The sequence below is a fragment of the Burkholderia sp. AU32262 genome (assembly GCF_020419985.1).
Lineage (GTDB): Bacteria > Pseudomonadota > Gammaproteobacteria > Burkholderiales > Burkholderiaceae > Burkholderia > Burkholderia semiarida.
Genome location: NZ_JAIZRS010000022.1, coordinates 36,165 through 48,909, shown reverse-complemented (window position 1 = coordinate 48,909; position 12,745 = coordinate 36,165). Strand labels below are relative to the sequence as shown.

The following is a 12,745-nucleotide window of genomic DNA, read 5'->3' as shown; positions in this document are numbered from 1 at the left end:
GGCAAACGAAGTTATCTTCACACCGTTATCAGCATCGCGGAGGAATGCGTTTCTCGCGAACCTTTTCCTGCCGCTATGGCGTCGCGCTCGGCGCGCCGTGGCGGCGTTCACTGCGCCGCCGGCGCCGCGCCGCGCGCCGGGCCGCGCGCGTCGAGCCGCATCGCGAGCCACGTGACGACCAGCGCCGCGAACGTCACCGCGACCGCGACCCACGGCAGCGCATCGAGCGCGAAGCCGTGCTCCAGCGCGAGGCCGCCGAGCCACGCGCCGCCCGCATTGCCGACGTTGAACGCGCCGATGTTCAGCGTCGACGCGAGATGCGGCGCGCTCGCGGCCTTTTCGACCACGCGCGCCTGCAGCGGCGGCACCGTCGCGAACGCGGCGATCCCCCAGACGAACACGGTGACGGCGGCCGCGACCGGCAGGTGGCTCGTCTTCGCGAATACGGCCATCACGGCCATCAGCGCGACGAGGATCGCGATCAGCGACGGCATCAGCGCGCGATCGGCCAGCTTGCCGCCGATCGTATTGCCGATCGTCAGCCCCGCGCCGAACAGCACGAGGATCAGCGCGACCGCGCGCGGCGAGTAGCCCGACACGGCCTCGAGGATCGGCGCGATGTACGTGAACACGACGAACACGCCGCCGAAGCCGAGCACGGTCATCAGCAGCGCGAGCCACACCTGCGGCTCCTTCAGCACGCGCACTTCATGGCCGAGGCCGACCGGCCCGCTGTCGTGACGGTTCGGCACCAGCGCGGCCACGCCGCCGAGCGCGAGCACGCCGAGCGCGGCGACGATCCAGAACGACGCGCGCCAGCCGAGCACCTGGCCGACGAACGTGCCGAACGGCACGCCGAGCACGTTCGACAGCGTGAGCCCGGTGAACATCAGCGCGATCGCGCTCGCGCGCTTGTCGGCCGGCACGAGCGACGCGGCGACCACCGCGCCGATCCCGAAGAACGACCCGTGCGCGAACGACGTGACGACGCGCGCGACCATCAGCATCGCGTAGCCGGACGCCGTCGCGCACAGCACGTTGCCGACGATGAAGATCGCCATCAGCAACTGCAGCGCGGCCTTGCGCGGCATGCGGCTCGTCAGCACCGCGAGCAGCGGCGCGCCGACCGCGACGCCGAGCGCGTAGCCGGTGACGAGCAGGCCGGCCGACGGCAGCGACACGGCGAGGTCGTGCGCGACTTCGGGTAGCAGGCCCATGATGATGAATTCGGTGGTGCCGATGGCGAAGGCGCTGATCGCGAGCGCCAGGAGCGGAATGGGCATGACGTTCTCCGGTAGGCGGCGGCCGCGGCGCCGGTTCGGTGCCGCACCGCACAAGAAAGCGGGATGTGCGCGCATTGTCCCGAAGACGCCTATATTTGATAATTGGCGTGGCATTTGAACCATTTTCAAATATTTCTGGAAAATCGCATGGACCGACTGGGCGACATCCGGCTGTTCGTCGAGGCGGCGGAGCTGGGCAGCCTGTCCGCCGCCGGGCGCAAGCTGAACCTCACGCCGGCCGCCGCGAGCGCGCGGCTCGCGAAGCTCGAGGCGAAGATCGCGACGCGGCTGTTCGAACGCTCGACGCGGCAATTGCGGCTCACCGACGAAGGCAAGCTGTATCTGAACTGCTGCCGCCAGGCGCTGCAGGCGCTCGACGACGCGGACGCGATGCTGCAGGAAGGCCGCAACGTCGTGAGCGGCAAGGTGCGGCTGTCGTCGACGTCCGATTTCGGCCGCAATCAGTTGCTCGACTGGCTCGACGAATTCACGACGCAACATCCCGACGTCACGTTCTCGCTGACGGCGTCCGATTCGTCGTCGAACCTGTGGCAGGACGAGATCGATCTCGCGATCCGCTTCGCCGCGCCGCCCGACGGCGCGCTGATCGCCCGCCGGCTCGCGACCAACCGGCGGGTGCTGTGCGCGGCGCCGTCGTTCATCGAACGCCACGGCGTCCCGGCCGATCCGCACGATCTGGCCCGCTTTCCGTGCAACGTGATCACGATCGCGTCGGGCCCGATGAACACCTGGCACTTCACGCGCGGCGACGAAGTGCAGGTTCACACGGTGCCCGTGTCGACCGCGTTCGAGACCAACGACGGCGGGCTCACGCGCGAATGGACGCTGCGCGGCCACGGCATCGCGCTGAAATCGCTGTGGGACATCGCCGACGACGTCCGCGCGGGCCGGCTGCGCGTGCTGCTCCCCGACTGGCGGCACCAGGACGCACCGCTGCACGCGATCTACCACAGCAAGCGCTACATGGCGCCGCGCGTGCGCGTGCTGCTCGACTTTCTCGCCGAACGCTTCGCGCGCGAGGAAGCCGCGCTCGACGACCTGCTGAACGCGTGCCGCTGACGGTCGGCTGACCGTCGTCGCCGTCATCGAGGGGTCGGAACCCGGAAGCCGACGTCGCCTGCCCGCAACCGGCGGCCCATCCGCCGCGGCATGAAAAGCTATAATGGAAGGCTTTCCCGACGGCCTTTCCTCCCGGCTACGCGCGATTCGCGTGCCGCGCACCGCCGTCCCGACTCACCCTTGACGACGCCCCCAGGTCAACCACTGCGAACGGCGAATCCCCATGACCAAGAAAGTTTACGTAAAGACCTTCGGCTGCCAGATGAACGAGTACGACTCGGACAAGATGGTGGACGTGCTCAACGCGGCCGAAGGCCTCGAAAAGACCGACACGCCGGAAGACGCGGACATCATCCTGTTCAACACGTGCTCGGTGCGCGAGAAGGCGCAGGAAAAAGTGTTCTCCGATCTCGGCCGCGTGCGCGAGCTGAAGGAAGCGAAGCCGGGCCTGCTGATCGGCGTCGGCGGCTGCGTCGCGAGCCAGGAAGGCGCGTCGATCGTGTCGCGCGCGCCGTACGTCGACCTCGTGTTCGGCCCGCAGACCCTGCACCGCCTGCCGCAGATGATCGACGCGCGCCGCGAGAGCGGCCGCGCGCAGGTCGACATCACGTTCCCCGAAATCGAGAAGTTCGACCACCTGCCGCCCGCGCGCGTCGAGGGGCCGAGCGCGTTCGTGTCGATCATGGAAGGCTGCTCGAAGTACTGCAGCTACTGCGTGGTGCCGTACACGCGCGGCGATGAAGTGTCGCGCCCGCTCGACGACGTGCTGACCGAAGTGGCCGGCCTCGCCGACCAGGGCGTGCGCGAAGTCACGCTGCTCGGCCAGAACGTGAACGCCTATCGCGGTGCACTGACGGCCGGCTCGTCGGAAATCGCCGATTTCGCGACGCTGATCGAATACGTCGCCGACATCCCCGGCATCGAGCGGATCCGCTACACGACGTCGCATCCGAAGGAATTCACGCAGCGCCTGATCGACACGTACGCGAAGGTGCCGAAGCTCGTGAGCCACCTGCACCTGCCGGTCCAGCACGGTTCCGACCGCATCCTGATGGCGATGAAGCGCGGCTACACGGTGCTCGAATACAAGTCGGTGATCCGCAAGCTGCGCGCGATCCGCCCCGACCTGTCGCTGTCGACCGACATGATCGTCGGCTTCCCCGGCGAGACCGAGGAGGATTTCGACAAGATGATGGCGCTCGTGCACGACATGCGCTACGACACGAGCTTCTCGTTCATCTACAGCCCGCGCCCCGGCACGCCGGCCGCGAACCTCGCCGACGACACGCCGCGCGAGGTCAAGCTCAAACGCCTGCAACACCTGCAGGCGACGATCGAGGAAAACGTCGCGCGCATCAGCCAGTCGATGGTCGGGAAGGTCGAGCGGATCCTCGTCGAGGGCCCGTCGCGCAAGGACCCGAACGAGCTCGCGGGCCGCACCGAGAACAATCGGGTCGTGAATTTCCCGGCGCCGCTCGCGTCGCACCCGCGCCTGATCGGCCAGATGATCGACGTAAAGATCAACCATGCGTACCCGCACTCGCTGCGCGGCGAGCTCGTGCTCGTCAGCGACGACGCGAGCACGGCCACCCACTGACCGACCGACGCCCGACAGGAGCCCGACGCTACTTTGAAGACCGTCCAAGCACTGGAATTCACCGCCCCGCGCGACGACAACGCGCGCCTCGCCAACCTCTGCGGCCCGCTCGACGAAAACCTGCGGCAGATCGAACAGGCGCTCGACGTGACGCTCGCGCGGCGCGGCCACCGGATCACGATTCGCGGGCGCGGCGCCAAGCTCGCGCTCGCCGCGCTCGAAAACTTCTACAACCGCGCGCGCGATCCGCTGTCGGTCGACGACATCCAGCTCGCGCTGGTCGAAGTGCGCCACACGGCCGGCAACGGCCGCCAGGACACGCTCGACGTGCGCTTTCGCGGCGATCCCGACCATCCGTTCGACGAACCGGTCGTGCAGCTCGACGCCAGCGAGCCGGACGAAGAGCCGGGGCCGAAGCTCTACACGCGGCGCGCCGACCTGCGCGGCCGCACGCCGGCCCAGCGCGAATACCTGAAGCAGATCCTGCAACACGACGTGACGTTCGGCATCGGGCCGGCCGGCACCGGCAAGACCTACCTCGCGGTCGCATGCGCGGTCGACGCGCTCGAGCGCGACCAGGTCAAGCGGATCGTGCTGACGCGCCCGGCCGTCGAGGCCGGCGAGCGGCTCGGCTTCCTGCCCGGCGATCTCGCGCAGAAGGTCGACCCGTACCTGCGGCCGCTGTACGACGCGCTGTACGACCTGCTCGGCTTCGACAAGACGGCCAAGATGTTCGAGCGCCAGATGATCGAGATCGCGCCGCTCGCGTACATGCGCGGCCGCACGCTGAACCACGCGTTCATCATCCTCGACGAGGCGCAGAACACGACGCCCGAGCAGATGAAGATGTTCCTCACGCGGATCGGCTTCGGCTCCAAGGCGGTCGTGACCGGCGACACGAGCCAGGTCGACCTGCCGCGCGGCCACAAGAGCGGCCTCGTCGAGGCGCAGCAGGTGCTCGGCGGCGTGCGCGGCATCGCGCTCACGCGCTTCACGAGCGCCGACGTGGTGCGCCACCCGCTCGTCGCGCGCATCGTCGAGGCGTACGACGAATTCCACGCGCAGCATCAGGACGGCTGAGCGGCGGCCGCCGCGTGCCGCCCCCGGCCTCCCGGCCCGGCCCGCCCGACGGCGCGCCGGGTTTTTTTGCCCGTGCGCGGCCCGGCCGAATTCGGGCGCGATCGGCCATTTGGTGTATCCTCGACGCGTCCCAATCGCCTCACGCGTCATGAAATCCTCCCGTTCCCGCAAGTCCGGCCGCGCCCAGTCCGTCGCGTCCGAATCCCCCCGCCTTTCGCTGTTCGACGCGAAGGGCAAGGCCCGGACCGTCAACGCGCAAGGGCTGCGGATCGACTTCCCGGACGGCCGCAGCCTGATGTTCGACCTGTCGGGCAGCTCGGGCGACGCGGCTGTCGCGATCGTCGCGCAGCACAACGACCCGGCGATGCGCGCGAAGCTCGCGCTGCAGCCCGAGCACTACGACAGCGTGACGCTGCACGTCGGCGCCGAATTCGCGCCGCGCGAGGACGACCCCGAAGACGAACCGCGCGCGCTGGAACTCGACTTGTCCGTCCAGTACGGCGACGAGATCACGAGCGACGTGCGCAAGGCGCTGCCCAAGCGCAAGCTGATCGCCGAATGGCTCGAGCCGGCGCTGTTCGCGAGCGCGCAGCTCACCGTGCGCTTCGTCGGCGAAAACGAAGGCCGTACGCTGAACGCCGGCTACCGCCACAAGGACTATCCGACCAACGTGCTGACCTTCGCGTACGACCCGGCGCCCGACGGCACCGTGATCGGCGACCTCGTGCTGTGCTGCCCGGTCGTCGAGAAGGAAGCGCACGATCAAGACAAGCCGCTCGCGGCCCATTACGCGCACCTGCTGGTGCACGGCGCGCTGCACGCGCAGGGCTACGACCACGAGACGAGCGACGAGGACGCGGCCGAAATGGAAGCGCTCGAAGTCGACATCCTCGCGAAACTGGGTTTCCCGAACCCGTACCGGTAAGCCGTCCGCACGATGCGTCACGCCGCGATGCTGCCGCCCGCCTACCCGCCGTCGATCGGCGAAGGCCGTCTGCTGACCGAAGACGAGCTCGCGGCATCGCTCGCACACACGATGCGCGACTGGGACGGCCGGCAGGATCTCTGGCTGTTCGGCTATGGCTCGCTGATCTGGAACCCCGGGCTGCCGACCGTCGCCGCCGTGCGCGGCAAGGTGCACGGCTACCATCGCGGGCTCTACCTGTGGTCGCGCGTGAACCGCGGCACGCCCGAACGGCCGGGCCTCGTGCTCGCGCTCGATCGCGGCGGCTCGTGCTCGGGCATCGCGTTCCGGCTTTCCGGCCCGACCGCGCAGCCGCATCTCGAGACATTGTGGAAACGCGAGATGCCGATGGGCTCGTACCGGCCCGCGTGGCTGCCGTGCTCGCTCGAGACCGGCGAACGCGTGAACGCGCTCGCGTTCGTGATGCGCCGCGACGCACCGACCTATACGGGCAAGCTGACCGACGCCGTCGTGAAGGAAGTGTTCGGCTGCGCGGCCGGCCGCTACGGCACGACGCTCGACTACGTGAGCCGCACGGTCGACGCGCTGCGCGCGAGCGGCATCCCCGACCGCGCGCTGGAAGGGTTGCTGGCGCGATGCCGGTGATCCGACACCGCGCCGCCCGCGCACCCGCACGAGGACACCGCCAATGAAACCGTCACACTGGTCGCGTTGCAGGATCGCCGTGCTGCTCGTCGCCGCGAGCGTCGCGCTGTCCGGCTGCGGGATACTCGGCTGCGGCGGCGCCGCGACCAACGGCGCGGCCGCCGGCGGCTGCTCGGCCGGCATGCGGTTCTGAGCGGCGCGCCGGCGGCGCCCGCCTGCGGCAGAATGCCGCCGTCCGGCCGCGCCGCCGGTCCCGCCACCGTTTTTTGGCCGCCGCGCCCCGCCGCTCCTTTCTGCGATAGGATGGACCCGACGACGACGTCGCGCCCGGCGCGGCCGTCCGCGAGCGGGGCCCGCGCGAGCCGCCCGCCCTGGCCGTGCGGCCGGGGTGACACGGTCGCGTCGTGCCCTTGGTGTATCCTTGCCTACTCCGTGACCGCGCGCCCCGGCATGACCCGGGCGCACCACCATGAACGATTCGTATCCCAGTCGTAAGCCAACCGACAAACCGCAAGAAAAGCGCTCGCTGCTCGAGCGCCTGACCGACTTCATCTCGCCCGAGCCCGAATCCCGCGGCGAGCTGCTGGAAATCCTCCAGGACGCCCACGAACGCAACCTGATCGACGCCGATTCGCTGTCGATGATCGAAGGCGTGTTCCAGGTGTCCGATCTGTGCGCGCGCGACATCATGGTGCCGCGCGCGCAGATGGACGCGATCAACATCGCCGACAAGCCCGAGGATTTCATCCCGTTCGTCCTGGAAAAGGCGCACTCGCGCTACCCCGTGTACGAGGAGAACCGCGACAACGTGATCGGCGTGCTGCTCGCGAAGGATCTGCTGCGCTTCTACGCCGAGGAGGAGTTCGACGTGCGCGGGATGCTGCGCCCGGCCGTGTTCATTCCGGAATCGAAGCGCCTGAACGTGCTGCTGCACGACTTCCGCGTGAACCGCAACCACCTGGCGATCGTCGTCGACGAATACGGCGGCGTCGCGGGCCTGATCACGATCGAGGACGTGCTCGAACAGATCGTCGGCGACATCGAGGACGAATACGACTTCGACGAGGAAGCCGGCAACATCATCGCGGGGCCGGACGGCCGCTACCGCGTGCGCGCGCTGACCGAGATCGAACAGTTCAACGAGACGTTCGGCACCGATTTTCCCGACGACGAGGTCGACACGATCGGCGGGCTGATCACCCATCATTTCGGACGCGTGCCGCACCGCGGCGAGAAGCTGCAGCTCGGCAACCTCGTGTTCGAGATCCAGCGCGGCGATGCGCGCCAGGTTCATGTGCTGCTGGTGCGCCGCAACCCGCTCGCCAGCCGTCGCGCCGAAACCTCGCACGAAGACTGACCGCTCCGCGCCAGCCGCGCTTCCTTCAACCGCTCGCCCACTTCCGCTTCACATGGACGATCCGATCCCGTCCCGCCCGGCTGGCGGCCTTCTCGCGCCGGCCCCCGGCCGCGCGCTGCCGCGCTGGCACTATCCGGCCGCGCTGCTCGCCGGCGCGGCCAATACGCTCACCTTCGCGCCCACGCCGCATGGCGGCTGGCTGCAGCTCGTCGTATTCGTCTGGTTTTTCGCGCAACTGACGCGCACGTCGAGCTGGCGCGGCGCCGCGCTCACCGGCGGCGCGTTCGGCTTCGGCAACTTCATCACCGGCGTCTGGTGGCTCTACATCAGCATGCACGTGTACGGCGAGATGGCCGCGCCGCTCGCCGGCGGCGCGCTCGTGCTGTTCTCGCTGTACCTGGCGCTGTATCCGGCGTTCTCGGCCGGGCTGTGGTCGTTCTGCGCGGGCCATGCGTGGCACCGCCGCGAGCCCGACCCGCGGCCGTTCTCGCCGACCTGGCACGGCGCGTTTGCGTTCGCCAGCGCGTGGGCGCTCGGCGAATGGCTGCGCGGCACCGTGTTCACCGGCTTTCCGTGGCTCGGCAGCGGCTATCCGCAGGTCGACGGCCCGTTCGCGGGCTTCGCGCCGGTGGTCGGCGTGTACGGGATCGCGTGGGTGCTCGCGCTGTTCGCCGCGCTGGTCGTGCAGGCGCTCGCCGCCGCGCGCCCGTCGCCGGTGCGTGACGGCGCAGCCAGCGCATCGGGCGGCAACGCCCGCGTGCGCATCGCCGCGCCGGCCGGCATCGCGCTCGCGCTCGTCGCGGCCGGCCTCGGGCTGTCGCAGGTCACGTGGACCGTGCCCGCGAACGCGCCGCTCACCGTGCGGCTGCTGCAGGGCAACGTGAAGCAGGACATCAAGTTCGAGCAGGAAGGCATCGACGCGGCGATCAAGATGTACCAGCAGATGATCGTCGAGAAGCCGGCCGACCTGATCGTCACGCCCGAGACCGCGATCGCGGTGATGATCCAGGAACTGCCCGAGCCGTTCGCCGCCGCGATCCGCAAGTTCAGCGACACGACCGGTTCGGCCGTGCTGTTCGGCGCGGTCGGCGCGTCGGTGACCGAGGACGGCCACTACGTCGACTACACGAACAGCCTGTACGGCGTGACGCCGAATTCGCGCGACATCTATCACTACGACAAGCATCACCTCGTGCCCTTCGGCGAGTTCATTCCGTGGGGCTTCCGGTGGTTCGTCAACCTGATGAAGATGCCGCTCGGCGACTTCGCGCGCGGTGCGCCGGTGCAGAAGCCGTTCCTCGTGCACAACCAGCCGGTGATGGCCGACATCTGCTACGAGGACTTGTTCGGCGAGGAAATCGCCGCGACGATCCGCGACAACCCGCAGCCGCCCGGCGTGCTCGTCAACGTGACGAACCTCGCGTGGTTCGGCGACACGATCGCGCTCGACCAGCATCTGCAGATCGCGCGGATGCGCTCGCTCGAAACGGGCCGGCCGATGCTGCGCTCGACCAACACCGGGATGACGGCCGCGATCGACGCGCACGGCCGCGTGCTCGGCCAGTTGAAGCCGTTCACGATCGGCTCGCTCGACGTGCGGATCGAAGGCACGAGCGGCTTCACGCCGTACGTGACGAGCGGCAACAACATCGTGCTCGCGGTGTCGTTCGTGCTGCTCGCGTTCGGCTTCACGTTCGGGCCTGGGCTGCGCCGCCGCAACGGCCGGCAGCAGCACGGCGGCGACGAAGCGGCATGACGCAACGGGCCGCCGCCGCGCACGGCGGCGGCCCGTGACCGCGAACCGGCCGGCCGTTCAGGCCTGCCGGGACGATCGATCCGATTGCGCCGGCTGCGCGGCGAGGCCCCGCAGGTCGCGGCTCACGTCCTCCATCACCGGCGCCCACGCGCCGAACGTCGGCTGCCGGTACAACGTCGCGGTCGGATACCACGGGCTGTCCCGGCGATCGAGCAGCCACGGCCAGTGCGGATTCACGTCGAGCAGCACCCAGGTGCGCGCGCCGAGCGCGCCGGCCAGGTGCGCGACCGACGTGCACACGGTGATCACGAGATCCAGCGCGCCGATGAATGCGGCCGTATCGTCGAAGCTCTTCAATTCGTCGGTGTAGTCTTCGATCGCGAAACCGGCCGCGCGCGCGGCGGCGACGTCCGCGTCCGCCCCCGGCTGCAGCGAATAAAACGTGACGCCGTCGATGCCGCGAAACGCGTCGGCGTAGCGTTCGAGCCCGACGCGCCGGAACGGATTGCGCTGGTGGCCCGCGCTGCCCGTCCACACGAGCCCGACCTTCAGCCGGCCGTCGCCCGCGAGCCGCGCGCGCCATGCGTCGCGGGCGCCCGGCTCGGCCCGCAGGTACGGCACCGACGCCGCGAGCGTCGACGCTTCCATGCCGAGCATCAGCGGCACGCCGATCAGCGGCACTTCGTAATCGAACGCCGGCAGCGCGTCGACGCCGCCGCCCGCGCCGAACACGTCCGCATGCGCACCGAGGCTGCGCTGCATCAGCGCGCCGAGCGCCGGAAACGTATTCCACGCGAGCCGGCCGCCCTCGCGATGCACGCGTTCGGCGAGCGGCACGACGAAGCGGCAGAACTGCAGCACGTCGCCGAGCCCCTGCTCGCCCCACACCAGCAGCGTCTTGCCGGCAAGCGGCTCGCCCTGCCAGCGCGGGCCCGGCAGCGCCGGCCGGCGGCCGCGCAACTCGCCCGCGCCGTCCCAGCGCGCCTCGTGGCCGCGCCAGCCGGCCGCGTAGTTGCCGCGCACGAGCTGGATGATCGCGAGATTGAAGCGGAACGACGCGTCGTCGGGCGCGAGCTCGCACGCGCGCGCCGCATGGCGCTCGGCGTCGTCCCAGCGCTGCGCCTCCTTCATCGCCATCGCGACGTTGTTCATCGCGAGCGCGTTGTCGGGTGCGAGATCGGCGAGCCGCGCGGCGCTCGCGAGCGCACCGTCCAGGTCGTGCATCGCGATCCGCGCGACGACGAGATTGATCCACGCCTGCACGTCCTGCGGATCGTGCTTCACGGCCGCGTCGAGCAGCGCGATCTCTTCCGCGCGGTCGCCGCCCGACAGCCGCAGCGCGATCGCGAGGTTGTTGCGCAGCGACGGCCAGCCGGCGTCGATGGCGAGCGCCGCGCGGTACGGCGCGACCGCCTGCGCGTGATGGCCGGCCATCTGCAGCACGTAGCCGTGGTTGAAGTGCGTGGCCGCGCCCGGCTGCACGCGCGCCGCGCATTCGGCGAGCGCGAGCGCGTCGGCCGGGCGCTGCCGGGCAACGAGCGCGGTCGTGAGCCGCACCAGCGAGTCGGCATCGACCGCATGCAGATGGGCGGCGGCGGCCAGCCAAAGATCGTGCGCGGGGCGCTCGCCGCGCGCCTGCGCGTCGGCGGCCTGCCCGAGCAGCGCGAGGAACGGCGGAAGCAACGGAATCAGAATGTCGGTCGGTTCGTTCATGCAATCGGCATCGGCAAGCGGGTGACGCGGCGCGCATCGCACGCGCCGCAATACGCGCATCTTAACGCCCGCGCGAGGCGCCGCGGCCCGCGCGCGTGCGCACCGGTGCGCGGGCCGCCGGAACGGTGCGGCGATGCCCGCATCCGGCTTCCGGCCGCATCCGCTCGCCGATCCGGTAAAATTACGCGTTTCTGCACACTAACAAGCCGCGCCGCCGCGCGAGCCGACCCTCCGGGCCCGCCCGGAGCGCCGTCCGCAACGGAGCGCCAGCGCCACGAAGGCTCTTCATGCTTACGTTTCAGCAAATCATCCTGACGCTGCAGTCCTACTGGGACAAGCAGGGTTGCGCCCTGCTCCAGCCCATCGACATGGAAGTCGGCGCGGGTACGTCGCACGTCCACACGTTCCTGCGCGCGGTCGGCCCCGAGCCGTGGCGCGCCGCGTACGTGCAGCCGTCGCGCCGCCCGAAGGACGGCCGCTACGGCGAAAACCCGAACCGCCTGCAGCACTACTACCAGTACCAGGTCGTGCTCAAGCCGGCGCCGGAAAACATCCTCGACCTGTACCTCGGCTCGCTCGAGGCGCTCGGCTTCGACCTGAAGCAGAACGACGTGCGCTTCGTCGAGGACGACTGGGAAAACCCGACGCTCGGCGCGTGGGGCCTCGGCTGGGAAGTGTGGCTGAACGGGATGGAAGTCACGCAGTTCACGTATTTCCAGGAAGTCGGCGGCCTCGAATGCAAGCCGGTGCTCGGCGAGATCACGTACGGCCTCGAGCGCCTGGCGATGTACCTGCAGAAGGTCGAGAACGTGTACGACCTCGTGTGGACCGAGTGGGAAGAGCAAGGCCCGAACGGCCCCGAGCTGCGCCGCCTGTCGTATGGCGACGTGTACCACCAGAACGAGGTCGAACAGTCGACCTACAACTTCGAGCATGCGAACGTCGACCTGCTGTTCACGTTCTTCAACAGCTACGAAGCGGAAGCGAAGAAGATGATCGACGCGCAGCTCGCGCTGCCCGCGTACGAGCTCGTGCTGAAAGCCGGCCACACGTTCAACCTGCTCGACGCGCGCGGCGCGATCTCGGTCACCGAGCGGGCAGCGTACATCGGCCGCATCCGCGCGCTGTCGCGTCTCGTCGCGCAGGCTTACTACGACTCGCGCGAGAAGCTCGGCTTCCCGATGCTCGGCAACCCGCCGGGCGTGCCGGGCCTCACCACCGACGCCCAGGATGCCGCGCAGCCGGCATGGGCGCCGCCGCTCAAGGTCGAACGCAAGATCGATCAGGACTGACGAGACGAGATTTATTC

General features: G+C 69.5%; 11 protein-coding genes. 9 read left to right on the top strand and 2 right to left on the bottom strand.

The genetic code is table 11. The features are described 5' to 3' along the window. Positions 1-107: 107 nt before the first annotated feature. Positions 108-1,283, bottom strand: a complete 1,176-nt coding sequence (locus tag LGN10_RS24330) for an MFS transporter (RefSeq protein ID WP_059578810.1) — start codon at positions 1,281-1,283, stop codon at positions 108-110. 147 nt (positions 1,284-1,430) lie between these two features. Between LGN10_RS24330 and LGN10_RS24325 the strand changes: the two genes are divergently transcribed. The 8 genes from LGN10_RS24325 to lnt all read left to right on the top strand — a co-directional run bounded on the left by LGN10_RS24325 (position 1,431) and on the right by lnt (position 9,723). Next, a complete protein-coding gene (locus LGN10_RS24325) occupies positions 1,431-2,363 on the top strand; it encodes a LysR family transcriptional regulator (protein WP_059578680.1) in 933 nt (310 codons plus the stop codon). Between the two features lie 223 nt (positions 2,364-2,586). Continuing rightward, positions 2,587-3,960 carry a tRNA (N6-isopentenyl adenosine(37)-C2)-methylthiotransferase MiaB gene (gene miaB, locus LGN10_RS24320; protein WP_059578683.1) on the top strand — a complete coding sequence of 458 codons (1,374 nt, stop codon included), beginning with the start codon at positions 2,587-2,589 and terminating at the stop codon, positions 3,958-3,960. A 33-nt stretch (positions 3,961-3,993) separates the two neighbouring features. After that, the gene (locus tag LGN10_RS24315) at positions 3,994-5,040 is read left to right on the top strand and encodes a PhoH family protein (RefSeq protein ID WP_059578685.1); all 1,047 of its coding nucleotides are present in this window, start codon (positions 3,994-3,996) and stop codon (positions 5,038-5,040) included. 148 nt (positions 5,041-5,188) lie between these two features. Then, complete coding sequence (gene ybeY / locus LGN10_RS24310) at positions 5,189-5,965, top strand: rRNA maturation RNase YbeY (protein ID WP_226225257.1); 777 nt, start codon at positions 5,189-5,191, stop codon at positions 5,963-5,965. Positions 5,966-5,977: 12 nt separating this feature from the next. Further along, positions 5,978-6,610 carry a gamma-glutamylcyclotransferase gene (locus tag LGN10_RS24305; protein ID WP_059578691.1) on the top strand — a complete coding sequence of 211 codons (633 nt, stop codon included), beginning with the start codon at positions 5,978-5,980 and terminating at the stop codon, positions 6,608-6,610. A 43-nt stretch (positions 6,611-6,653) separates the two neighbouring features. Next, positions 6,654-6,803 carry a hypothetical protein gene (locus tag LGN10_RS24300; protein WP_167351617.1) on the top strand — a complete coding sequence of 50 codons (150 nt, stop codon included), beginning with the start codon at positions 6,654-6,656 and terminating at the stop codon, positions 6,801-6,803. A gap of 276 nt (positions 6,804-7,079) precedes the next feature. Then, positions 7,080-7,967, top strand: coding sequence for an HlyC/CorC family transporter (locus LGN10_RS24295; protein WP_059578694.1), 888 nt, complete (start codon positions 7,080-7,082; stop codon positions 7,965-7,967). Positions 7,968-8,019: 52 nt separating this feature from the next. Further along, positions 8,020-9,723 carry an apolipoprotein N-acyltransferase gene (gene lnt, locus LGN10_RS24290; protein ID WP_226225256.1) on the top strand — a complete coding sequence of 568 codons (1,704 nt, stop codon included), beginning with the start codon at positions 8,020-8,022 and terminating at the stop codon, positions 9,721-9,723. 57 nt (positions 9,724-9,780) lie between these two features. Here lnt and LGN10_RS24285 read toward each other — a convergent pair whose 3' ends face one another. Then, positions 9,781-11,436: a hypothetical protein gene (locus tag LGN10_RS24285; protein ID WP_226225254.1), complete on the bottom strand. Its 1,656-nt coding sequence runs from the start codon at positions 11,434-11,436 to the stop codon at positions 9,781-9,783. Positions 11,437-11,723: 287 nt separating this feature from the next. Between LGN10_RS24285 and glyQ the strand changes: the two genes are divergently transcribed. Continuing rightward, on the top strand, positions 11,724-12,728 hold the full coding sequence (gene glyQ, locus LGN10_RS24280; RefSeq protein WP_006477868.1) for a glycine--tRNA ligase subunit alpha: 1,005 nt from the start codon (positions 11,724-11,726) through the stop codon (positions 12,726-12,728). The last annotated feature ends 17 nt before the right edge of the window (positions 12,729-12,745 follow it).